14 protein-coding genes and 1 pseudogene are annotated in these 22,674 nt (G+C 70.6%); 6 read left to right on the forward strand and 9 right to left on the reverse strand.

Annotated elements, in window-relative coordinates; genetic code table 11:
• The 3 genes and pseudogenes from EPD65_RS16530 to EPD65_RS05900 all read right to left on the reverse strand — a co-directional run.
• Positions 1–2,186, reverse strand: a pseudogene (locus tag EPD65_RS16530) (hypothetical protein); the annotation flags it as partial.
• A 171-nt stretch (positions 2,187–2,357) separates the two neighbouring features.
• Complete coding sequence (locus EPD65_RS05895) at positions 2,358–3,566, reverse strand: hypothetical protein (RefSeq protein WP_131582241.1); 1,209 nt, start codon at positions 3,564–3,566, stop codon at positions 2,358–2,360.
• A gap of 269 nt (positions 3,567–3,835) precedes the next feature.
• Positions 3,836–4,546, reverse strand: coding sequence for a TetR/AcrR family transcriptional regulator (locus tag EPD65_RS05900; RefSeq protein ID WP_131582242.1), 711 nt, complete (start codon positions 4,544–4,546; stop codon positions 3,836–3,838).
• 468 nt (positions 4,547–5,014) lie between these two features.
• Between EPD65_RS05900 and EPD65_RS05905 the strand changes: the two genes are divergently transcribed.
• Genes EPD65_RS05905 through EPD65_RS05915 form a run of 3 tightly spaced genes read left to right on the forward strand, consistent with a single transcriptional unit; the run spans position 5,015 to position 8,835 of the window.
• Positions 5,015–6,931 (forward strand): anthranilate synthase family protein, encoded by a 1,917-nt coding sequence (locus EPD65_RS05905; RefSeq protein WP_131582243.1) that lies wholly within the window; start codon positions 5,015–5,017, stop codon positions 6,929–6,931.
• A gap of 3 nt (positions 6,932–6,934) precedes the next feature.
• Positions 6,935–7,528 carry an anthranilate synthase component II gene (locus tag EPD65_RS05910; RefSeq protein ID WP_131582244.1) on the forward strand — a complete coding sequence of 198 codons (594 nt, stop codon included), beginning with the start codon at positions 6,935–6,937 and terminating at the stop codon, positions 7,526–7,528.
• The gene (locus EPD65_RS05915) at positions 7,525–8,835 is read left to right on the forward strand and encodes an anthranilate synthase component I family protein (protein WP_243640465.1); all 1,311 of its coding nucleotides are present in this window, start codon (positions 7,525–7,527) and stop codon (positions 8,833–8,835) included. The genes EPD65_RS05910 and EPD65_RS05915 overlap by 4 nt, the downstream gene beginning before the upstream one ends.
• Positions 8,836–8,914: 79 nt before the next feature.
• Here the strand turns inward: EPD65_RS05915 and EPD65_RS05920 are convergent, their stop codons facing one another.
• From EPD65_RS05920 to EPD65_RS05945, 6 genes are all read right to left on the reverse strand, one after another.
• Complete coding sequence (locus tag EPD65_RS05920; RefSeq protein WP_243640466.1) at positions 8,915–10,291, reverse strand: sensor histidine kinase; 1,377 nt, start codon at positions 10,289–10,291, stop codon at positions 8,915–8,917.
• A complete protein-coding gene (locus tag EPD65_RS05925; protein ID WP_279387555.1) occupies positions 10,288–11,004 on the reverse strand; it encodes a response regulator transcription factor in 717 nt (238 codons plus the stop codon). The genes EPD65_RS05920 and EPD65_RS05925 overlap by 4 nt, the downstream gene beginning before the upstream one ends.
• A gap of 54 nt (positions 11,005–11,058) precedes the next feature.
• Positions 11,059–11,913 (reverse strand): fructosamine kinase family protein, encoded by an 855-nt coding sequence (locus EPD65_RS05930; RefSeq protein WP_131582245.1) that lies wholly within the window; start codon positions 11,911–11,913, stop codon positions 11,059–11,061.
• Positions 11,910–12,395, reverse strand: a complete 486-nt coding sequence (locus tag EPD65_RS05935; RefSeq protein WP_131582246.1) for a low molecular weight protein-tyrosine-phosphatase — start codon at positions 12,393–12,395, stop codon at positions 11,910–11,912. Before EPD65_RS05935 ends, EPD65_RS05930 begins: the two co-directional genes overlap by 4 nt.
• Positions 12,392–12,775, reverse strand: a complete 384-nt coding sequence (locus EPD65_RS05940; RefSeq protein ID WP_243640467.1) for a phage holin family protein — start codon at positions 12,773–12,775, stop codon at positions 12,392–12,394. The genes EPD65_RS05935 and EPD65_RS05940 overlap by 4 nt, the downstream gene beginning before the upstream one ends.
• A 143-nt stretch (positions 12,776–12,918) precedes the next feature.
• Positions 12,919–18,864, reverse strand: coding sequence for a prealbumin-like fold domain-containing protein (locus EPD65_RS05945; protein WP_131582247.1), 5,946 nt, complete (start codon positions 18,862–18,864; stop codon positions 12,919–12,921).
• A gap of 418 nt (positions 18,865–19,282) precedes the next feature.
• Here EPD65_RS05945 and pdhA point away from each other — a divergent pair, with 418 nt between their 5' ends.
• From pdhA to EPD65_RS05960, 3 genes are read left to right on the forward strand one after another with little or no spacing between them, the layout of a single operon-like run.
• Positions 19,283–20,410, forward strand: coding sequence for a pyruvate dehydrogenase (acetyl-transferring) E1 component subunit alpha (gene pdhA / locus EPD65_RS05950; protein WP_131582248.1), 1,128 nt, complete (start codon positions 19,283–19,285; stop codon positions 20,408–20,410).
• Entirely contained in the window at positions 20,407–21,384 is a 978-nt protein-coding gene (locus EPD65_RS05955; RefSeq protein WP_131582249.1) for an alpha-ketoacid dehydrogenase subunit beta, read from the forward strand. Before pdhA ends, EPD65_RS05955 begins: the two co-directional genes overlap by 4 nt.
• Entirely contained in the window at positions 21,384–22,655 is a 1,272-nt protein-coding gene (locus EPD65_RS05960; RefSeq protein ID WP_131582250.1) for a dihydrolipoamide acetyltransferase family protein, read from the forward strand. Before EPD65_RS05955 ends, EPD65_RS05960 begins: the two co-directional genes overlap by 1 nt.
• Positions 22,656–22,674: the final 19 nt, after the last annotated feature.

Consider the following 22,674-nt stretch of genomic DNA (forward strand, 5'->3'; position numbering starts at 1 on the left):
GGAGTCGTGGAGCCCGGAGTCGTGGAGCCCGGAGTCGTGGAGCCCGGAGTCGTGGAGCCCGGCTTGGGTGCCGTCGTCTGCTTCTGGCCGCCCAGCAGGTCACCAACGACCGGGAGCGTGGACAGCGGAAGGGAGCTGGATCCCGTCGCCGCCAGGCCCGGCTTGTCGCCAGCCGGTGCGGACGACGTGCCGCCGAGAACGCCGCCGAGGAGGTCGCCCACGACGGGGAGGCTCGAGGTAGGCGAGCTGGAGGTACCCGGCTTGGTGCCCGGGGTGGTGCTGCCCGGGGTGGTGCTGCCCGGGGTGGTGGAGCCCGGCGTCGACGTACCGCCGAGAACGCCGCCGAGAAGGTCGCCCACGACGGGGAGGCTCGAGGTAGGCGAGCTGGAGGTACCCGGCTTGGAGCCCGGAGTCGTGGAGCCCGGAGTCGTGGAGCCCGGAGTCGTGGAGCCCGGGGTGGTCGAGCCCGGGGTGGTCGAGCCGGGCGTGGTGCTGCCCGGCGTGGTGCTGCCCGGCGTGGTGCTGCCCGGAGTCGATGCCGTGCCGCCCAGGAGTCCACCGAGGACCGGAATGCCCGCGGTGGGCGAGGAGCCACCGAGGAGGCCGCCGACGACCGGGAGGCCCGAGGTCGGGGAGTCCGAACCGGGGGTGGTGGACCCCGGGGTGGTGGAGCCCGGCTGGGTGCCGGGCTGCGAGGGCTTCGACGACGTTCCGCCGAGGAGACCGGTGAGGCTGTCGAGCGGCGAACCGCTCCCACCGAGGAGGCCGCCGACGAGCGGGAGGCTCGAGGTCGGGGAGTCCGCACCGGGGGTGGTGCTGCCCGGGGTGGTCGGCGCGGGAGCAGAACCATCGCCAGGGTTGGACATCGTGCCGGGCAGGCCGCTGCCGGGCGCCACGTCCGACGTTCCTCCGAGGACGTCGGCGAGCAGCGGACCCACGGTGGGGATGCTCGAGGTCGGGAGGCTGTTGGCGACGTCAGCCGTCGGCAGCAGGCCGGCGGTCGGGAGACCGCTGGTCAGGGTGGTGCCGCCCGAGCCGGGCAGACCCGGGAGACCCAGTGACTGGAGCGTCTTGAGGTTGTCGGTGATCTTCAGGACGTTGAGCAGCTCTGTCGGGTCGCCACTCGAGAGCGGACCGAACGCCTGCTCGGCGAGCAGCTTGAACGCGTCGAAGTTGTTCGTCGCGTAGTTGAGGTACTCGTTGGTGTCGAGGAGCGTCTTGAAGCTCATCCGGTCGGTGATCTCGTCGACGGCCAGCGTGTTGTAGAGGTAGTCCGGCGACAGGATCTTCTGGGGGTTCGGGACATCGGGCATGATCCGCTTCGCGAACGCGATGACCTTCTCCGGCGTCGGGAGTCGGTCCAGGTTGACCGAGCCGGTCTTGATGTCGATCGGCAGACCCATGCCACCGCAGCCCGTCAGCATGGTCACGTAGTCCGTGCCGTGGCCGTCGACGTGCTTCGGGTTGAAGATCGGGATCCAGCCGAGCGGACCGCCGTAGATGTCGATGATCGGCATGTCGGAGTTACCGATCGCACCGCTCACGAGCGACAGCGGGAGGTTCTGGTACGCCGCGTCCGTGTGGTACGTCAGGAAGTGCTCGTTGGTGCCGAGGACCGGGATGCCGTCCTCGTTCTTCCACATGTGGTCGAGGAAGAAGTCGCACGCGTCGCCACCCTGCGGCGGGGCGCCCTCGGTGTGAGTCGGCCGCGGCACCGATGTCTGCACGGCCTCGCCGCCACCGAGAAGGCCGCCGGAGAAGATCTTCGGCGCGTTCGCGATGAAGGAACCGGCGACCGGAAGGTCGGAACCCGGGAGAGAGGTGCCGCCGAGGAGGCCCCCGGTGGCGCTGCCCGACGTGGACGTCGTGGACACCGTCGTCGTCGGCTTGGCGGACGTCGAGGTGGTCGACATCGTGGGAGTCGCGGAGGTCGACGTGGTCGACATCGTCGTCGAGGTGGACGCAGTGGCCGTCGGCGTGGGCGTCGGCATCGTGCCGCTGGCGGCGGCAGCGGTGGCGACACCGAGCGTTGCGGCGAGGACGACACCCGGCGTGATGAGGGCGCGGGCGGTCCGGCGGGCACGGGCGACCGAGAGGTCGTGGACGAACACGCTCGGGTCGTGGCTGGGCGTCAGAGAAGTGGCGAGACCGATGGGCTGCCAGGTGGAGCGAGGCTGCTGAGACATCTGGAGTTCTCCTGATTCAGGGAAGTTCGAAGGAATCGACTGCAGGGGTCGTTCGGGTACAGCTGTGTTCCTGCGAAGGCCGGCGTCACGGGTCCGGGATGGGTGGTCGACCATCCGCGTACGCCGCGGGGTACCGGCTGCCACGTCACTCAGAGGGCGTGGCTTCCTTGATCAATCAGGCGAGAAGGACGGGTCGGCGGACGGAGTGCCCGGCATCGGCCCGGTGGGCCCCTCGATCGGCTCGACGGCCTCGTCCTCGAACACCGGCTCGGACTCGTCGACGCGCACCAGCGTCTTGTCCAGGCTCGGGGCCGGGGCGGAGGAACCGCCGTTGCCGGTGGTGGAACCTGCGCCGGACATCGGGACCGCGAGGGAGGTCACGATGTCCGCGGCGGGCTGCGCCACGACGTGGGTGGGGGTGGCGTCCGGCGGAGGAACCGCGGGACCACCGAGGGTGGCGCCGCTCCCGAGGCGGTCGAGGTGACGCGCGGCCGGGACGTCGACCGTCGTACGCGTCGGGATCGTCGCGGAAGCGTCGGTAGCGGGCGCTCCGGGAGAGACCGGAGCCGCACCTGCCGACGGGCCGGCGCCGGGCGCGCTGATGACGATGGAGCCGATCGGGCCGGATACCGCGTGCAGCACCGGGGCGATGGCCTGCGTCGTGCGGCGGACCGCGGTGTCGACCGAGGCCGTCACGCTCGCGGTAGCCGCCACCACGTGATCGGTGGTCAGGTCGACCGCGCCGGCGGCCGTTTCGAGGAGACCGGCGACCGGCCGCGTCAGGGGCAGCCGCACGGTGAGGAGGGTGGCTGCGTCGGCGACGGTCTGAACGGTGGCATCGACCTGGTCGGTCACCGCAGTGATGGTCGGGGTGACGATGTCGCTGGTCGTCGGGATCCGCACGTCGAGGAGCGAGTCGCTGGACGCGGTGGCCTCGGCCGTGTCGCGTACGTCGTTCGCGATGGCGCTGACCGTGCCGAGCAGCTGCGCGGCCGGGAGGGTCGGCTGCGTCGCGTGCGTCGACGGTGCGGTGATCTTGGCCCCCACGAGCTTCGGCGTGGCTGCCGGCTTCGTTGCCGCCGGGGTTGCCGTCATGTGGGGGTGCGCGATCTTGTCCGCCTTCGCGCGGGGGTGGGTGACCTTGTCCACGGTCGAGAGCACCTGGCCGAGCAGCGGCACCGCGTGCGGACGCGCGTCGTGCCCACCAGCCCGGTGGTGCTCGGCGGCGGGTGCCGCCTGTGCGGTGCCGCCCAGGAGCAGGACAGCACCCCAGGCGAGACCGAGGAGAACGACGAGGCGCCAGCACGCGCGGGACATCGTCCCTGCGCGGCGCTGGGAGCGCACCTGACCGCGAAGCGCGGTCGCAGTGGCGTCGGCCATCGTCGAGTCTCCCGAGAGTTGGATACGCCGCTACGGCGTCGTGGGTCACGTCTTCCACCGCTTGCGCGGTGGTGCTGAACAAGTGCGTGCAGCGTGCGTCTGTGCCGGTGACCGCCGGTGCTCGGAATGCGACAGCTGTCGCCACCATTGGTCCTTGGAAAGTCAGGATCTCGGAATTCCTGAACTCCAATTGCCGCCAATCCTGCACCCGCGTTTGACCGGGTGTCCAGAGTCACGCAAGAAAATGTTTTGTTACTGCCGAGGAAAGGTCAGCGGACCAGTTCGGCGTCGAGAACCGGCAGCAGGCGATCCAGATCCGCCACCTGGCCAAGGCGTGCGAGCCAGTCCAACATCGTCGTCCGGTAGAGGACTCCGGACTCCACGAACGCCGGCTCGACGTACCCGGTCACCTCGAGGGCGATCACGCCGTGGAGCGATGCGCAGACGCGGGCGTGGAGCCAGTCGAAGGCTTCGGGCCAGTCGGCCGTGATGGCCAGCTCGGTGCCGACGGACGGGGGCACGGGAGGCAGCGCGAAGTCGTGCTGCTGCCACATCGCGTGCAGCAGCTGACCCAGGCACGTGTCGGAGAGCTCGCGGATGGGAGCGCCCTGGCTGCGCGGCCGGGCGAGCAGCATCCGGAACTCGTCGGGGCGGGCGAGCGCCGCGCGCCGGAGGGCCGTCCAGCCGGTGAGCCAGCGACCGGCGGCGTCCGGATCGATGAAGTCTGCCACGGAATTGCGCACGTCGGCTGCGAGAGCCTGGTCAATCGCGGCCGCGACGAGATCGCGCAATTCATCTAGATGCGCCACGTAGCGATAAAGACCGGCGGGGCTTGCGCCCATCTCTGCGGCAACCCCGCGAAGGGTGAGTGGCTGGCCTTCGGCGAGGAGCGTGCGCGCGGCCCTGACGATCTCGTCGTACGTCGCTGCGCGTCGCCGCGCCTGCCGCGTCGGATGTGCACCGCGGGTGCCCGTCGTCATCGCGATCCTCCTGCCCCGATGCAGTGGTTTCACGCTCAGGTGCGAACAGCGTTCGCACAATTCCCACGCCCTCGCGAGGGGAGATGCTCCCTCCGCGGGCGGTCCGGCATCCGAGTAGCCAGACCGCCCGCGTCGGTGCAACCCGGGCCAGGCCCGGGCGCGGTCAGACGTTATCCATCCGTGACCATCTGCTGCGAGGTGGAATTGTCCGTGTTCGGATTGGGGACCCGGTATGTCCGAAGAATTCTTCCGACTATTTCTGGCGGGTATTCGATTCAATGCCGAATGCGCGGGAATGTGAAAAGCGAAGGGGCTATTCGCCTTTTCCCACAGCAGTTGTCGGACCGCCCCGAACGCGGTTCCTTGGGGACGCCGCTTGGCCGCGTAGCGGCAGGGGTGCCGTGGTCGAGGTTCCCAGCGGCCGGATATCCGATCGGCGCGCGGCGAGGGCGTCGTTAGGCTTCGGTCATGACTGACGCGCCTGCTGCCACTGTTGACGCCCGGGGTCTCCTCGACGCGATCACGGGGCGCGAGGCGTGGGCGGCGATCCGGCTTCGCAACTCGGCGACGGTGACGCTCATCGGCGGCCCGCGGTCCGAGGTCGCCAGCATCCTCGACATCCCCCTCGAGACCGGTGCGCCGGCGGCGGGGCGCCGCTTCGACCGGCTCATCGCGATCCCGTTCCGCCAGGTCGCCGAGCGCGGCTTCGAGGCCCATGACGACGGCACGCCGCTGGTCGTGGTGACCATCGACAGCGAGAACGAGGTGCCGGTCGCCGACCTGCTGGCGGCGCTGCCCGACGTACCCGTGGAGTTCGAGGACCGGGGTGGCTTCGAGTCCACGGACGAGGACTACGCGAAGGTCGTCGAGACGATCATCCGCGACGAGATCGGCCAGGGCGAGGGCGCCAACCTCGTCGTTGGCCGCCACTTCCGTGCGCAGGTCGCGAACATGTCGACCGACGTCGCGCTCACCGTCTTCCGCCGCCTGCTCGAGCGCGAGCGCGGCGCCTACTGGACCTATGTCTTCTTCACCGGCGACCGGTTCCTCGTCGGCGCCTCGCCTGAGCGCCATGTCTCGGTCAACGGCGGCGACGTCCGGATGAACCCGATCTCCGGCACGTTCCGCATCCCGCGCGACGAGTCCGTCGACCGCAAGGCCGCCCTCCTCGAGTTCCTCAAGGACGAGAAGGAGATCTACGAGCTCTTCATGGTCGTGGACGAAGAGCTCAAGATGATGTGCGACATCTGCAACGAGGGTGGCCAGGTGCTCGGCCCGTTCCTCAAGCCGATGACCCACCTCGTCCACACCGAGTACCTGCTGGCCGGCCGCTCGACCCGCGACGTCCGCGAGATCCTCCGCGACACGATGTACGCCGCGACGGTCACCGGTTCCCCGGTCGAGAACGCCTGCCGCCTCATCAAGAAGTACGAGGCCGAGGGGCGCGAGTACTACGCGTCGGCGCTTGCGCTGATCGGCCGCGACGCCGCGGGCGAGGCCACGGTGGACAGCCCGATCATCATCCGCACCGCCGACGTCCGGGTCGACGGCCGGCTCAAGGTCACCGCGGGAGCCACCCTCGTGCGCGACTCCGACCCGGCGTACGAGGTCGCGGAGACGCACGCGAAGGCGGGCGGCATCCTGTCGGCGTTCGGTCTGGTGCCGGCGGCTCCTGCTGCGCCGGAGGGCTCGATCGCCTCGCTCGCGCAGGACGAGGACGTGCTCCTCGCGCTCGGCTCGCGCAACCAGCGGCTCTCGAAGTTCTGGCTCACCGACCAGGGCGGGTCCGCGCCGGACGTCGCCCTGCGCGGCAAGAAGGTCGCGATCCTCGACGGCGAGGACGACTTCGTCAACATGATCCGCCACGTCTTCGCGGTCATGGGGATGAGCTCGGACGTCGTCCAGCACGAGGACTACGCGGCCGGCTGCTTCGACGCCTACGACCTGGTGGTCATCGGCCCCGGCCCCGGCGACCCGCGCGACGGCGACCACCCGAAGATCGCGGCGTTCCGTGCGGCGACCGACGAGCTGATCGCCGCCGGCAAGCCGTTCCTGTCGATCTGCCTGGGCCACCAGACGCTCTGCGAGCGCCTCGGCATCGATCTGGCCTACAAGGACATCGTCTTCCAGGGCACGCAGTCGCCGGTGCCGTTCAACGGCCGCACCGAGCGGGTCGGCTTCTACAACACGTTCGTCGGACGGGTGGGGCTCGACGGCTCCGGGCTGCCTGACGGGGTGACCGCGGAGTTCGACCCGGAGACCGGCGACATCCATGTGGTCCGGGGTGCGACCTTCCGGGGCATCCAGTTCCATGCCGAGTCGATCCTCACGGAGCACGGTTTCGACCTGATCCACGAGCTCGTCGCCGACCTGCTGCTGGGCTGAGCGATGACTGCGCAGCGCGTCGTCCCTCGGGTGGTGCTGCTGGATCACCACGACTCCTACACGTGGAACCTCGCGCACCTGATCGCCTCGGTGACCGGTGAGCTGCCGGACGTCGTCGCGCACGACGCCGTGTCCGTGGCCGACCTCGACGACTACTCGCACCTGGTGCTGTCGCCCGGGCCCGGGTCGCCGCACAACCGGGCCTTCTTCTCGCTCGGCCGCGACCTGATCCTCGAGGACGACCGGCCGATCCTCGGCGTCTGCCTCGGGATGCAGGGTCTGGTCACGTCGTACGGCGGGCACGTGGGGCGGACGACGCCCGCCCATGGCGAGGTGGCTTCGGTGGTGCACGACGGTGCGCCCCTCTTCGCCGGTGTGCCAACACCGTTCGCGGCGGTCCGCTACCACTCGCTGGAGGCGCTCGAGATGCCCGACGAGCTCGAGGTCACCGCTGCCTGCCATGCGCATGACGGCTCCTCGATCGTCATGGCCGTCGCGCACCGGACGAAGCCGCAGGTCGGGGTGCAGTTCCACCCGGAGTCGATCCTGTCCGAGCACGGAGCGAACATCGTTCGCAACTTCCTGGAGCTGTCGTGACCAGCGCCGATGCGTACTTCCGCGAGGTCGCGGCCGCTCACGACCGGGTCTTCTGGCTCGACGGCGGCGGAGGCCGAGCCTGGTCCTCCCGCCGGTCGATGATCGGCTGGCTCGACGCCGACGACGTCTCGCTGACCTTCGATGCGGCGCACCGTGCGGTGACGCGGCACGTCGGCGACTCCTCGGAGGTCGTCGGCGAAGACATCTTCGAGGTCCTCGAGCGCGAGATCGCTGAGGGCCCCGACGACGCCCAGTGGGTCGGTTACTTCGGCTACGCCTGTCGTACCGACCTGCCCGCTCGTCCCGCCACCGGGGTCCCCGATGCGGTGTGGATGAGGACGACGAACCTCCGCACCTTCGACCACGAGGTCGACGCCGCCGCAGGCGGCGCAGGGAAGGAGGCGGAGCCGTGGTGGGACTGGCAGGCCGGAGCGAGGGACGAGCGTAGGCAGGGTAGGCCCGCCTCCTTCCCGGAGCCGGCTGTGGCGCCCCACGAGTACGTGGAGGCGTTTGCTGACGTGCAGGAGGCGCTGCACGCGGGCCTGACGTACGAGCTGAACCTGACCTATCGGGAGACCGTCGAGTCGGACGTCGACCCGGTGGCGGCGTACCTCCGGCTGCGCGCGCTCAACCCGGCGCCGTACGCGGGATATCTCCAGCACCGCGGCACGCACCTGCTGTCCAGTAGCCCGGAGCGCTATGCGTTGATCGACCGGCACCGGGTGCTCGAGACCAAGCCGATCAAGGGCACGACGCCGCGCGGTGCGACGGCGGAAGAGGATGAGCGGCTGCGTGAGCACCTCGCGACGGACCCGAAGTTCCGCGCGGAGAACCTGATGATCACCGACCTGCTGCGCAACGACGTCGGCATGGTCTGCGAAGCGGGTTCGGTCGAGGTGCCGGCGTTGATGGAGGTCGAGTCGTACCCCTCGGTCCACCAGCTCGTCTCGACGGTGCGCGGGCGCTTGCGCGAGGACGTGACCACGGTCGGGGCACTGCGTGAGCTCTTCCCGGCAGGCTCGATGACCGGTGCGCCGAAGCTGCAGACGATGCGCCTGACCGATGACATCGAGGAGACGCCGCGCGGCGTGTACGCCGGAGCGTTCGGCTGGATCGCGGCGGACGGCCGTGCCGACCTCGGCGTGGTGATCCGCAGCCTGGTCGCCACGCCGACGCACGACGCCTGGCGCTACGAGCTCGGCACCGGAGGCGGCATCACCGTGCAGTCCGACTGTGGCGAGGAGTACGCCGAGACGCGCTGGAAGGCCGAGCGACTGCTCCGCGTCCTCGACGTCCCGGTGGGGTAACGCGGTGTCCTCGTAGCCTCTGCGGTGCTGAAACCCCGCAGACGCTACGAGGACACCGCGTTACAGCGGGGCGGCCGGGTCAGTCCGGCGAGACCTTGCCCGGCACCCGCAGCGTGAGCATGGCGCCGCCGCCGGGTGCGCGGCCGGCCTCGACCCGACCGGAGTGCCGCACCGCGATCTGGTGCACGATCGACAGGCCCAGCCCTGAGCCGGGCATGCCGCGCGACTCGGGCGAGCGCCAGAAGCGGTCGAAGACGTGGGGCAGGTCCTCGTCGGAGATGCCGGGACCTTCGTCGACGACGCGCAGGACGCCGGCCGACAGCGTCACGGTGACGGTGCCGCCGGAGGGCGACCACTTCGCGGCGTTGTCGAGCAGGTTGAGGACGGCGCGTTCGAGCGCGGCCGCTTCGCCCGTGACCCACCACTGGTCGGTGTCGACCTCGAAGTGCACCTCGGGCGCACGTCGACGGACGCGGACGAGGGCGCGGGCGACGACCTCGGCGATGTCGACCGGCTCGACGACATGGGTGAGCGACTCCTCGCGGCCGAGCTCGACCAGGTCGCCGATGAGCGTCGTCAGCTCCTCGATCTGCGCCTGGACGTCGGCGAGCAGCTCTTTGCGCGCGTCCGGCGGAATCTCGAGTCCGCCGGAGGTGGCCTGCTCGAGCAGGTCGAGGTTGGTGCGCAGCGAGGTGAGCGGCGTACGCAGCTCGTGGCCGGCGTCGGCGACCAGCTGCCGCTGCCGGTCGCGCGAGGCGGCGAGCGCCGTCAGCATCTGGTTGAACGCCGTCGCGAGGCGCGCGATCTCGTCGTTGCTGCCGGGCGCCTCGATCGGGCGCAGGTCCTCGGTGCGCGCGATGTCTTCCGCGGCGCGGGTGAGTCGGCGTACGGGGCGGAGGCCGGAGCGGGCGACCGCCCATCCGGCGAGGCCGGCGCCGACGACGCCGGCGCCACCGAGCAGCAACATGACCAGACCGAGCCGCTTCAGCACGCGCTCCTGCGGGGCGAGCGACTGCACGATCACGATCGCGCGCCCGTTGTCGCCCTCCATCGGCCAGGTCACGGCGCGGTAGCGGGCGCCGTCCTGGGTGATCGTGCGGATCGCCTGGTCGCTGCGGCCGGCCGCGACGTCGATCTCCGGCGTGCCGAAGTTGGGGGAGCCCGCGCGGTCGGCAGACCAGACGAGGCCGTCCGAGGTGACCTCGAAGAGGCGGAAGTCGGAGGCGCCCAGCAGCCAGTTCGGCACGTTGTACGAGGTCCCGCCGACCTCGGATTCGCGGACGGTCGCCGCGACGGCCTTCGCGCGGTCGACGAGGGAGGCGTCCAGTGACGCCTGCGTCTGCAGACGGACCGTCATGAACGCGCCGAAGGCGACCAGCGCGATCGCGACGGCGACCGCCATCGTGGTCAGCATGGTGACGCGGCTGGCCAGGCTCCGGCGGTAGCGAGCCTTCACGGCCCCTCGCGCAGCACGTAGCCGACACCACGCACGGTGTGGATCAGCCGCTGCTCGCCCTCGGCCTCGGTCTTGCGACGCAGGTAGCCGACGTAGACCTCGAGCGAGTTGGCGGTCGTCGGGAAGTCATAGCCCCAGACCTCCTCGAGGATGAACGCCCGCTCCAGCACGCGACGCGGGCGGCGGAGGAACATCTCGAGCAGGGCGAACTCCGTGCGGGTCAGCTCCATCCGCCGGTCACCGCGGCGCACCTCGCGCGAGGCGAGCTCCATCGTCAGGTCCGCGAAGCCGAGGACCTCGTCGGTGTCCGTCTCGGCCGGCGCCACGCGGCGCAGAAGCGCGCGCAGCCGCGCGAGCAGCTCCTGCAGGGCGAACGGCTTGGTCAGGTAGTCGTCGGCGCCGGCGTCGAGGCCGTCGACACGATCACCGATCGCGTCGCGCGCCGTCAGCACCAGGATCGGCACGTCCTGACCGGCCGACCGCAGCGCCCGCGTCGCCTCGATGCCGTCGAGCCGCGGCATCATCACGTCCATGACGACGACGTCGGGCTTCACGGCGCCGATGCCGGCCAGCGCCTCGGCGCCGTCCGCCGCCATCGAGACCTTGTAGCCGTTGAACTCGAGGGACCGACGCAGCGACTCACGCACGGCACGGTCGTCGTCGACGACGAGCACGTGGGGCTTGGGAGCGGTCTGGCTGGACGGGGTGGGCACGCGCCAACAATGCCACCGGTGGCTTAACCGGCGCTGAGAAGTGCTGCGTGCCGGTCAGAGGAAGGTGTGGGCGATCCGTGCCGCGCGGTCGCCGTAGCCGCCGCCGAACATCGCCGCGTGCACGAGCAGCGGGAAGAGCTGGTGGATCCCGACGCGCTCCTCCCAGCCGTCCGCGAGCGGATACACCTCGTCGTACGCCGCGAGGACGCGCGGCAGCTGGGGGAGCCCGAAGAGCGCGAGCATCGCGAGGTCGCTCTCGCGGTGACCGCCGTGGGCGGCCGGGTCGACGAGCCAGGCGCGGCCGTCGAGCCCCCAGACGACGTTGCCGTTCCAGAGGTCGCCGTGGAGCAGCGCGGGCGGTTCCTCCGGCACGAGGTCGCCGAGTCGTCCCGCGACCGCGGCAACGACGGCCGCGTCGTCGGGATCGATGGCGCCGCGCTCCAGGGCACGGCGCAGGTAGGGCTGGACGCGGTGGCGGGCGTAGAACTCAGCCCACGAGTCAGCCGCCTGGTTGGGCAGCGGGAGCCGGCCGATCCAGCCGTCGGCCTCATCGCCGTACGCCGGACGGGGCTGCTGGTGCACGGCCGCGAGGTCGCGCCCGAGTCGCTCGGCGGCGTCGACGGTCGGGCGGCCGTGCTCGATCCAGGGCAGGACGAGACAGGCGTCGTCGACGGCGAGCGGCCGCGGGACCGGAGCTCCGGCATCGGCGAGCTGGGCCAGGCCGCGGGCCTCGCTGGCGAAGAAGCCCGCCGGCGGCGACGGCTGGGACTTGAGCAGGACGACGCGGCCGTCGGCGAGACGCAGGCGGGTGGCGGCGTTGATGTCGCCGCCGGCCACCGGTGCGGTCGAGACCACCGCCGTGCCGAGCAGCTGCTCGACGCGTCGTGCGATGGCCGACTGGCGCGTCATCGCTGGAGCGCCTCCACCAACCGGTCGGCGGTCCGCTCGATCATCTCGAGCACGTCGTCGAAGCCCTGCGGCCCGCCGTAGTACGGATCGGGGACGTCGCCCTCTCCCGCCGGATCGAAGGCCCGGAACATCAGCAGGCGCTCGGCCGGCACGCCGAGCGCAGCGAGCTCGCGGTGGTGCGAGGAGTCCATCGCCAGCACCAGGTCGTACGCCGCCGCGTGGGCGCCGCGGAACTGTTGCGCGCGGTGCCGGGTGGGGTCGTAACCGGCCGCAGTCAGCGTGGCCGCAGAGCGCTGGTCCATCGGTTCGCCGGTGTGCCAGCCGCCGGTGCCGAAGGAGTCGACGGTGACGTCAAGACCAGCGGCGGCGATCCGGTCGTTGAGCACGACGTCGGCGACGGGGGAGCGGCAGATGTTGCCGAGGCAGACCACCACGACCCGGTAGCCCGGGCCCGTCGCGGCGGGCAGCGCCGGCACGCTCACGAGCGGTCCTTGTCGTCGTCGACGATCGCCCGCGTGAACGAGCCGACGAGCGTGATGATCACGCTGCCGAAGAGCGCCGTCCAGAACCCCTCGACGTGGAAGCCGACGTCGAACTGCTCGGCCAGCCAGGAGGTGAGCAGCAGCATCAGGGCGTTGATGACGAGCAGGAAGAGCCCGATCGTCAGGATGATCACGGGGAACGAGAAGAACTTCACGACCGGCTCGACCAGCGTGGAGACCAAGCCGAGCAGCACCGCCGCGCCGAGCAGCGGCGGCAGCTGGTGCTGCCAGTCGGCACCCTCGACGCGGATGCCGTCGAAGAGCCAGGCCGCCACGGCGAGGCCGGCCATGGTGGAGGCGATCCAGATCAGGAGCTTCACGCCACCAGCGTAGGACCGGACGGAAAAGCCGCGCCCGCCCGGCGTACGACGAAACCCGGGAATCGACGCACCGAAAGCCGGGTCTGGACGCGCCGAAACCCGGGTCTCGACGTTCCAAGACCCGGGTTTCGATGGGTGATGCCTCACTCCTTCCGGCGGGAGAGGCCGAGCCGGAGACCGAGGGCCAGCAGCAGCCCGCTGATCGCGGCGATCGGTCCGAGGCCCGCAGGCGCGCCGGTCTGGGGCAGCTCGCCCTTGTGCGGGACCTTGCCCGGCTCGTGGTGGGTCTTCTCCGGCGGAGCCGTGACGGAGGCCCGGACGACCACTTCGTTGGAGACGAGGTGGTGCGGCTGGGTCTCGAGCGCCACCGCGGCGAGCGAGCTGAGGCGTCCTGCCGCGGCACCTCCGGCCGGCCGACCGAACGTCGGAGCGGTCTGCTCGATCGCCTCGTTCCAGTCGAGGAAGCCCTGGTTCCACAGTGTCGCGGTGTAGGTGTCGCCGGGCTGCAGGTTCAGGTCGGCCGGCTCCTCCGGGAACTGGACCTCCATGACCGCCGCGCCGCCCTCGGTGACGCCGTTGCCGGGCGTCAGGTCACCGACGTCGAAGGTCACGAGCTGCGTGACCGGGTCGACCGACACCGTGCAGGTCAGGCCGTCCTCGCACGTCGCGCTGTCGGGGACCAGTGTTCCCTTGACCGTCGAGGTGGTGTCCTCGGGGTTGTAGCCGGGGACGTAGTCGGTCACGCGGACGTCGTGGAAGTTCTTCGGTCCGGTCGCGCTGACCCGGACGACGTACCGCACGGTGTCGCCGAAGTCGACCACTCCGTCACTCGGCTCCCAGGCGCCGTTGTGGAACTCGAACTGCTGCTTCGCGACGATCGCCAGCTGGCCCTCGGCGAAGTCCGTCACCACGATCGGGGTCATGTCGCCACCGGCCACGAAGTTGGACTCGTCGACCTGGATGCCCATGACCGGGTGGTCCGGGAGGTCGTAGTTCGGCGGCGCCGAGGTCTCCACCAGGACGTAGCAGCCGTGCTGCAGGTCGTGGAAGAGGGCCTGGCCGAGCTCGCTGGTCGTCGCCGTGCCCAGGAGCTTGTCCTCGGACGGCACCGCCACCGGGTCACCGAACTGGCAGCCGCCCTCCGGGATCGCCCCGGCGTCGTACAGCTGGAACGTCGCGTCGGGGAGGACCTCATCGGACTCCAGGTCGCGCTTCTCGACGACCATCGTGGTCACCTGCGGGGTGTCCGTCGTCGTCTCGCACTCGCTGTTGTCGTCGATCCCGCCGGGCACGTCGCCCGGAGGCACGCACTCGCCACCTTCGTCAGGGACGGGCGTCGAGACGTTGTGCAGGCTGACGCCCCACGCCCCGGCGTTGATCTCGACGACGTACGACACCTCAGTGGTCGCACCGGGCTCGAGGCCGGTGATCGTCCAGGTGAACGTCGAGCCGTCGAAGTCGAGGGCCGCGTCCTTGCTCACCAGCGTCGCGTTCGCGAAGACCGAGGTCGCGTCGTCGGTGATGACCGTGTCGACCAAGGCGTGCTTCGTGTCGTTGTGGACGGTGAGCGTGTACTTCAGGTGCTCACCCGGCTCGGCCAGGTTGTCGCCGTCCCCGGGAGTGGCGAGCAGCTGCACGGCCTTGTCGAGCGTGTAGTGCGGCGTGAAGTGCTCGGTGTGACCGCAGTCCGCACCCATCGTCTCCTCGCAGGGCACCGGTCCCGGCGTCACGACGTTGTCGATCTCGGAGTTCCAGGCGTTCTCGCCGACCGTGACCGTGTAGGTCAGGTGCAGCGGGGTGTCGCCCAGCTCGTCGATGTGCCAGGTGATGACGCCGCCGCTGATGCTCGCGCCGTCGTCAGCCAGACCGCTGACCCAGCTGTCCTCGACCCCGGTGAGGGTGTCGGTGACGTTGAAGTCCTCGACCGGGACGCCGTTGCCCACCTTGGTCAGCGTGACGTCGTAGTCGATCTGCTCTCCGGGCGCGACCGTCGCTCCGCTTTCCGGGTCGGAGGTCTTGGAGACCATCCACTCGCTCGGGATCGCGTGGTTGACGATGGTGCAGGTGATGTCCTGAGCCAGGCCCACCGAGACCTCACCGGCGGTGACCGCAACGGCGTCGTCGGATCCGTCGACACAGCTCCAGCCGGCCTCGTCCTCCATGTACGTCGTCGGGCCGTCCTCGCTGAGGGCGTAGTCACCGACCTTGACGATCGAGGTGGCGGTGCCGGCACCGGTGACCGGTGCCTGCCCGGCGATGCCGTCCGGCGTCGCCGTCACGGTGAACGCCGAGGCCGGGGTCTCGTCGCCGGTGTTGCCCGGGTCGACGACCTTGACCAGCGTCAGCGTCGGCTGGATGGCCGTGTTGGTGATCTGGCAGTGGACCGTCTCGATCGCGGCGAGCTCGACGGTGCCGGACTCGCTCACGGGAACGGATCCGTCAGGACCGGTGCAGGACCAGGTGCCGGAGGTGTGGTTCGACGGGCCGTCCTCGTCGAGGGCGTACGTGCCCGCCTTCACCGCACCGTCCGCGTGGCCGTCGCCCTGGACCGTCGACTGGCCGTCGATGCCCTGCGGCGTACCGCTGAGGTGCCAGGCAGATGCGGCGGTGGTGTCACCGGTCGAGTTGTGGTCGACGATCTTGTCGAGGATCAGCCGTCCGGGGCTGTCGGAGTTGGTGAACGTACAGGTGACGTGCTCACCCGCAGGCACCTGGACCGACGTCGCGGGGTCGCCGCCACAGGTCAGGCTGTCGAGGTCATAGCCCGTCGGGCCACCGGTCTCCGAGAGGGCGAACGTCTCCTCCGGGTCGACGTAGATCGTCGTGCCCGCGGAGCCGGCCACGGCGTGGTCGCCGCTGTCGGGTCCGGTCGCGTGGAGGGTGAAGTCGCCGGCGACGGCGGTGCCGCCGTTCGGGTTCTCCACGACCTTCACGAGGGTCAGTTCGCCGGTCGCGTTGTGGACGGTGCAGGTGGCGGTGCGGCCCGCGGCGACGGAGACGTCGTCCCCGGCGAGCGAGGCGTACTGCGTGCAGTCCCACGGTCCGACCTGGACGTAGCGGCTGTCGGCGTCGTTCTCCGAGAGCGTGTACGCCGCGTCGGCCGTCACCGTGCCTGCCACCGGCGTGTTGCCGCTGGAGAAGGCGAGCGAGGAGCCGTCGACCCGCGTCGCGGAGAGGCTCCACGCGCTGGCGCTGGCGTCGCCGTTGTCGACGACCTTGACCAGGGTCAGGCCGGCGTCACAGGTGACCTCGTTGGTGACGGTGTAGTGGTTCGTGCCACCGAGGACGGTCGTCCCGAAGGGCAGGTCCTCGTTGGCGGAGGAGCCGTTGATCTCGACCACCGACGCGCCGGTCTCGCGGCACAGGCGGTTGCCGATCGTGACGTCCTCGTCGACCGACACCGGGGCTCCGCGGAGGAAGCCGCCGATCACGGTGTTCCAGTCCTGGTTGTCGCCGTTGACGGTCAGCTGCGCGCCGAGCTGCAGGTGCGCGGGCTGGGTGCCGTCGATCATCGGCTCGCCGCCGTTGACGACCCAGTACTTGTCGACCTCGACGGTCGCGGGGACCGCGACGTTCGTGATGGTGCAGGTGACGTGCTGGGCCAGCGCCAGGGTGACCGCGTCAGCGGTGACCGTGACCGGGTCCTGGTTCTGGTCGGTGCAGGACCAGCCGGCCTCGCTCGGGTCGTAGCCCACCGGGCCCGACTCGCTGAGGTCGTAGGTGCCGACCTTCACGGTGGCGTCGACCTGCGGGCCGGGGCCACTCACCGGGTCCTGACCGGCGATGCCGTCAGGCGTGGCGGTCAGCGTGAAGGCGCTCGGCTGGGTCAGGTCACCGGTGTCACCCGGGTCGACGATCTTGACGAGGGTCAGCTGCGGGGCGATCGCGGTGTTGGTGATCGTGCAGGTGACGTCGTCGTCCGGCGGGACGGTGACCTCGCCGGCGGTGACGGCTACGGCGCCTCCGGAGTCGGAGCAGCTCCAGGTGCCTGCGGTGTGCGTGGTCGGGCCGCTCTCGGAGAGGTCGTAGGCCCCGGCCTTCGTGGCGCCCGAGACGCCCGTCGTACCGCTGATGGTGGACTGTCCCGCGATGCCGTCCGGCGTCGCGGTCAGCGTCCAGGCCGTGGCGGGCGTGGTGTCACCGGTGCCGTTGTGGTCGACGACCTTGACCAGCGTGAGGCTGCCCGGGTTGTCGTGGTTGGTGAACGTGCAGGTGCGCGAGTCACCCGCAGGCACCTGCACGCTCGTGACCGGTCCGGCACCGCAGTCGATGCCGCTCAGGTCGTACCCGGACGGGCCACCGGTCTCCGACAGGTCGTACGACGCGCCGGCCGTGACGTTGAAGGAGTGGCCGGCCGTGGAGCCCGGGGTGGTCAGGTCGGCACCGCCGCCGGCGGGGGATGCGACGAGTGTGAAGTCGCCCGGTACGGCGGTGCCGCCGTTCGAGTTGTCCACGACCTTCTTGAGGATGAGCTCACCGGCGCAGGTGACCTCGTTGGTGATCGTGGCGTGGTTGGCCCCGCCCGCGAGCGCGACGCTGTCGGGCAGCGCGGCGTCGGTGGTGGTGCCGTTGACCTCAGTGACGTGACCGTGGGTCGTGCCGGCCCAGTCGCAGAGGTCGTTGCCGAAGGTGACGCTCTCGTTCAGCGACACGCTCGTGCCGTGCAGGTAGCCACCGAGGACGGTGTCCCAGGGCTTGTTGGTGCCGTCGACGGTGAGCTGGGCGCCGAGGCCGAGGTTCGCGGGCTCGCTGCCTTCCTGGACGGGCGTGCCGCCGTTGATCACCCAGTACTTGTCGACCTCGATGCTCGAGGTGCGGCTGTTGGTGAACGTGCAGGTCACGTGCTGGTCGTCGACGAGCGCCACGCTGGCCGAGGTGGCGGTCTTCTGGGCGGCCGCGTCACAGCTGATGTCGGTCAGGGTCCATCCGTCAGGAATGTTGAGCTCGCTGACGGTGGTGGTGCCGGGCGGCACGCGGTAGGTGATCGTGTTGGACAGCGTGGAGTCGGAGCCACCGTCGTCGTCGAGGTCGAACGTCGCGTCGAGGTTGTTCGGCGCCGTGATCCCGAAGTGGAAGTCCTGGGCCGCGTCGGGCTGGGCGTCCTTGACGATGGTGATCAGGCCAGCGTCGACGGCGGATGCCATCAGCTGGTTGTCGCGGCTACCGCCGTCACAGCCGAATGCTCCACCGGTGCTGACCAGCGAGAAGTGGTACGGCGCGCCGCTGATCGACCCGGCGCCGCTGTTGGGCCCGTAGTCGAGCTCCGAGGCCACGTGCCCGTCCCAGCGGAGCACCGCGGTGGGGTCGCTGGCATCGGTGATCGTGAAGGCGATCGTCACCGAGACGGTGTAGGTCGCGCCGGGGCTGTTGGTCGGCGCGGGGCCGTCGAAGTCAGCGGGGTCGGTCGAGCTCGACCACGAGACGCTGGCGCCGGCGCTGCCCTGGATGGCGAGGTGGTCGACGTAGTCGTAGGCGTACTTGCCGTTCTTGGTGCGGTCGAACGTGAAGCCGATCGTGTAGTTGCCCGGGACGAGGCCGCCCAGGTCGATCTTCTGCGGGACGAAGTCACCCTCGGCGTAGTCGCTCTTGGTGTCGTTGAGCGCGCCGTTGATCCAGGTGCCGCTCGCGTCTTCCTTGGTGTTCTGCGTGAAGTCCGTGACGCTGCAGTCAGGGGCCGGCAGCGGGTCGAGCTGCGGAGCAGCCTTCAACGTCGTCTTGGGGCCGCCGCTGCTGCCACCACCGTTGGTGTCGGGTGCCGTCGTGTCGGGTGCGGGATCGGTGGCCGGAGGTGTCGTGTCCGGTGCGGGCGACTCGGGCGCAGGTGCCTCCTGAGCCGCCGGGTCAGGGGCAGGCTCCTGGGCCGCCGACGTGTCCGCCGGCGGCTGGTCCGAGGCTGGATCCGGGGGCGGGTCCACCACCTCCGTCGACACGACCGACGTCGGCGTGGTGGCCGCGTCGTCGGCGTACGCCGGCGCGAGTGTCAGGAACGGCACTGTCAGGAACCCCATCGCCATGGCGAGGGTCGCCCGGAGCAGGCGTACGACGGGGCGCGCGGACGAGTGGTCCGCGCGCGGAGAGGTGGTGGTCACGATCTTCCCCCAAGAAGATGCAGGTCCACGGGCGCCCGAGCGGAGGTGTCCTGGGACGAAACTGCGGGCAACGAGGTGTCCTCGGTTGACGAGGACGGCAGCGGTGCCAGACGGGCCGATCCGAGAGGAGCCCCACGGCTCCCGGCGACGACGTGTCGGTGCTTCCGATCCTGTGTCGCCCACCCTCGGGATGCACTGGGGTCGACCCCCGGACCCTCCCGATGGTCGCGACCCCGGGGGACCCCAGTGCCCCACGGACGATGTTCGCCCTCGGGTCGTACCACCCATTCCGGATCAACCTGCGGAGTCGGACCCCGGCTGGGTACCGTTGCCCTGTGGCCTGGACCACAACCCCTGCTTCTGGCCACGACAGACCGCGGACGGCAATCCCGCCTGCGGCAGACCCGAGGGAGTCACCATGTCTGACCTGATCCAGCTGCTGACCACTGACGGAGTCCGGGTGGAGGACCCCGACGTCGCCTTCGCACCCGATGCAGCGCTGCTCGCCGAGCACGGCGACGAGGCCGGCGTGCTCCGCGCGATGTTGCGTGACATGACGCTCGTACGCCGCTTCGACAACGAGGCCACGGCACTCCAGCGCCACGGCGAGCTCGGCTTGTGGCCGCCCAGCCTCGGGCAGGAGGCGGCCCAGATCGGCGCCGGTCGGGCACTGGCCGCTCACGACTTCGTCTTCCCGTCCTATCGCGAGCACGGGGTGGCTTGGTGCCGTGGTGTGGAGCTGGTCGACCTGCTCGGCCTGTTCCGCGGCAGCGACCACGTCGGCTGGGACCCCGCCGAGAAGGGCTACGCCCCGGCGTCCATCGTCATCGGCGCCCACGCGCTGCACGCCGTCGGCTACGCGCTCGGCGTCCTCCACGACGGTGCCGTCGGCACGGGCGACGCCGCCCGCGACACGGCCGTCCTGGCCTGCTTCGGCGACGGTGCCACCTCGCAGGGCGACGTCAACGAGGCCATGGTCTTCGCGGCGTCGTACAACGTGCCGGTCGTCTTCTTCGTGCAGAACAACCACTGGGCGATCTCCGAGCCGCTCACCCGGCAGACCCGAATCCCCCTCGTGCAGCGTGCCTCCGGCTTCGGCTTCCCGGGCTACCGCGTCGACGGCAACGACGTCCTCGCGACGTACGCCGTCGTGCAGCGGGCTCTCGAGCACGCCCGATCCGGCCAGGGACCGGTGCTGGTCGAGGCCGTGACGTACCGGATGGGCGCACACACGACGACCGACGACCCGACCCGCTACCGCACCGACGACGAGCTCGAGGTCTGGCGGCGTCGTGACCCCATCGACCGGCTCGCAAAGCACCTGCGCGCGACGGGCGCCGCCGACGACGCGTGGTTTGCAGCGCTGGAGGCGGAGGTCGAGGCGTTCGGCACCGACGTCCGGACCCGTTGCCATGCCATGCCGGAGCCGTCGGCGCTGGCGTCGTTCGACGAGACCTACGTGGAGATCACGCCGACTCTCGCGGCCCAGCGGGCCGAGGTCGAGGCGCTGCTCGCGCTCGACGAGACCGCGGAGGTGGCGCGATGACCACGCTGACCCTGGCCAAGGCGCTCAACGCGGGGCTGCGCCGCGCGATGGAGGGCGACGACAAGGTGGTCCTCCTCGGCGAGGACATCGGTCGCCTTGGCGGTGTCTTCCGGATCACCGAGGGCCTGCAGAAGGACTTCGGCGAGCAGCGGGTGCTCGACACCCCGCTCGCGGAGTCGGGCATCGTCGGCACGGCGATCGGTCTGGCGCTGCGCGGCTACCGCCCCGTCGTGGAGATCCAGTTCGACGGCTTCGTGTATCCGGCGTACGACCAGATCGTCTGCCAGGTCGCCAAGATGCGCACCCGGTCGGGCGGTCAGTGGAAGCTGCCGATCGTCATCCGCATCCCGTACGGCGGTGGCATCGGCGCCGTCGAGCACCACAGCGAGTCGCCGGAGGCGCAGTTCGCACACACCCCGGGGCTCAAGGTGGTGACCTGCTCCAACCCGGTCGACGGCTACTGGATGCTCCAGCAGGCGATCGCCCACGACGACCCGGTGATCTTCCTCGAGCCCAAGCGGCTCTACCACTCGATGAAGGCCGAGCTGGATCCTGCTCTGGAGCCGGGTCCGCTCTTCGCCTCGCGCGTGGTCCGGTCGGGCACCGACGCGACGCTGATCGCCTACGGTCCGACCGTGCAGACGGCGCTCGCTGCTGCGGACCAGGCTGCCGAAGAGGGTCGTTCGCTCGAGGTCATCGACCTCCGCACGATCTCGCCGCTGGACCTGGCCCCCGTCGCCGCCTCCGTACGCCGCACCGGCCGCGCGATCGTCGTCCACGAGGCGCACGTGTCGTTCGGTGTGGGAGCCGAGGTCGCTGCCGCGATCACCGAGGAGTGCTTCCACTCGCTCGAGGCGCCGGTCCTGCGGGTCTGCGGCTACGACACCCCCTACCCGCTCTCGCGCGTCGAGCACGAGTGGCTGCCGACCGTCGACCGGGTGCTCGACGCCGTCGACCGGGCGGTGGCCTTCTGATGGCGGACTACCTGCTGCCCGACGTCGGCGAGGGCCTGACCGAGGCCGAGATCGTCGGCTGGCACGTCGCCGTGGGTGACACGGTCACGGTCAACCAGGTGCTGCTCGAGATCGAGACCGCCAAGTCGATCGTCGAGCTGCCGTCGCCGTACGCCGGCACGGTCGAGGAGCTGCTGGTCGAGGTCGGTCAGACCGTCACGGTGGGCACCCCGATCATCCGCATCGACGACCCGAACGCGCCCGCTGTCGAGGCGCCGCCGCGTCCGGAGGACGTCGCTGCCGAGGGACCGGAGACGCTCGTCGGCTACGGCCCGCGCGAGACGGTCTCCCGCCGTCGGCGCAGTGGCGCCGCCAGTGGATCGGTCCTCGCTCCCGGTCACCGCCCGCCGGTGGCGCCGCCCGCGCCGGCGGCCCGCCCCCTTGCCTCGCCGCCGGTGCGCCTGCGGGCGCGTGAGCTAGGCATCGACCTCAACCAGGTGCGACCCTCGCGCGCCGACGGGGTCATCTCGATGGCAGACCTCACCGCCGCCCCTGCCGCCACGGCGCCGGAGATGCCGCCGCTCAAGGACCGCGAGTACCGCGAGCCGGTCAAGGGCGTACGCCGGATGATGGCGCAGGCGATGGTCGAGTCGGCGTACTCCGCCCCGCATGTGACGCTCACCGTCGAGATCGACACGACCCACTCCGTCGACCTGGTCCGGAAGCTCCGTCAGGACCCGCGCTACGCCGGCATCCACTTCACCAGCCTCCTGCTGATGGCGCGCGCCTGCATCCTCGCGCTGCGCGACCACCCCGAGCTCAACGCGCGCTGGGATGGCGAGGCGATCACGTTCCGCCGCTACGTCAACCTGGGCATCGCGGCGGCGACGCCACGAGGTCTGATCGTCCCGAACCTCAAGGACGCTGCCGACCTCTCCGGCCCGGAGCTGGCGCGGGCGATCCAGCAGCTCACCGAGACCGCGCGCGACGGACGGGCCCAGCCGGCGGACCAGGCCGGTGGCACCTTCACCATCACCAACATCGGCGTCCTGAAGGTCGACTCGGGCACGCCGATCATCAACCCCGGAGAGTCCGCGATCCTGGCCGTCGGAGCGATCCGGCGGAAGCCCTGGGTGATCACGACGAAGGACGGCTCCGAGGCGATCGCAATCCGCGACGTCGTGACGTTCTCGCTCTCGGTGGACCACCGTTTCATCGACGGCGCGATCGCGTCGAAGTTCCTCGCGCAGATCGCGGCGTACTCCGAGGACCCGTCGGGGCTGGGCCTCTGAGGCTGCGAGCGGCGCAGCG

This window comes from Nocardioides jejuensis, assembly GCF_004337475.1.
GTDB classification, from domain to species: Bacteria; Actinomycetota; Actinomycetes; order Propionibacteriales; family Nocardioidaceae; genus Nocardioides; species Nocardioides jejuensis.

What these genes read in the sequence shown, in the direction of transcription:
- EPD65_RS05895 (WP_131582241.1), bottom strand. Translation starts at nt 3,566, where the DNA reads ATGGCCGACGCCACTGCGACCGCGCTTCGCGGTCAGGTGCGCTCCCAG.
- EPD65_RS05900 (WP_131582242.1), bottom strand. Translation starts at nt 4,546, where the DNA reads ATGACGACGGGCACCCGCGGTGCACATCCGACGCGGCAGGCGCGGCGA.
- EPD65_RS05905 (WP_131582243.1), top strand. Translation starts at nt 5,015, where the DNA reads ATGACTGACGCGCCTGCTGCCACTGTTGACGCCCGGGGTCTCCTCGAC.
- EPD65_RS05910 (WP_131582244.1), top strand. Translation starts at nt 6,935, where the DNA reads ATGACTGCGCAGCGCGTCGTCCCTCGGGTGGTGCTGCTGGATCACCAC.
- EPD65_RS05930 (WP_131582245.1), bottom strand. Translation starts at nt 11,913, where the DNA reads ATGACGCGCCAGTCGGCCATCGCACGACGCGTCGAGCAGCTGCTCGGC.
- pdhA (WP_131582248.1), top strand. Translation starts at nt 19,283, where the DNA reads ATGTCTGACCTGATCCAGCTGCTGACCACTGACGGAGTCCGGGTGGAG.
- EPD65_RS05955 (WP_131582249.1), top strand. Translation starts at nt 20,407, where the DNA reads ATGACCACGCTGACCCTGGCCAAGGCGCTCAACGCGGGGCTGCGCCGC.
- EPD65_RS05960 (WP_131582250.1), top strand. Translation starts at nt 21,384, where the DNA reads ATGGCGGACTACCTGCTGCCCGACGTCGGCGAGGGCCTGACCGAGGCC.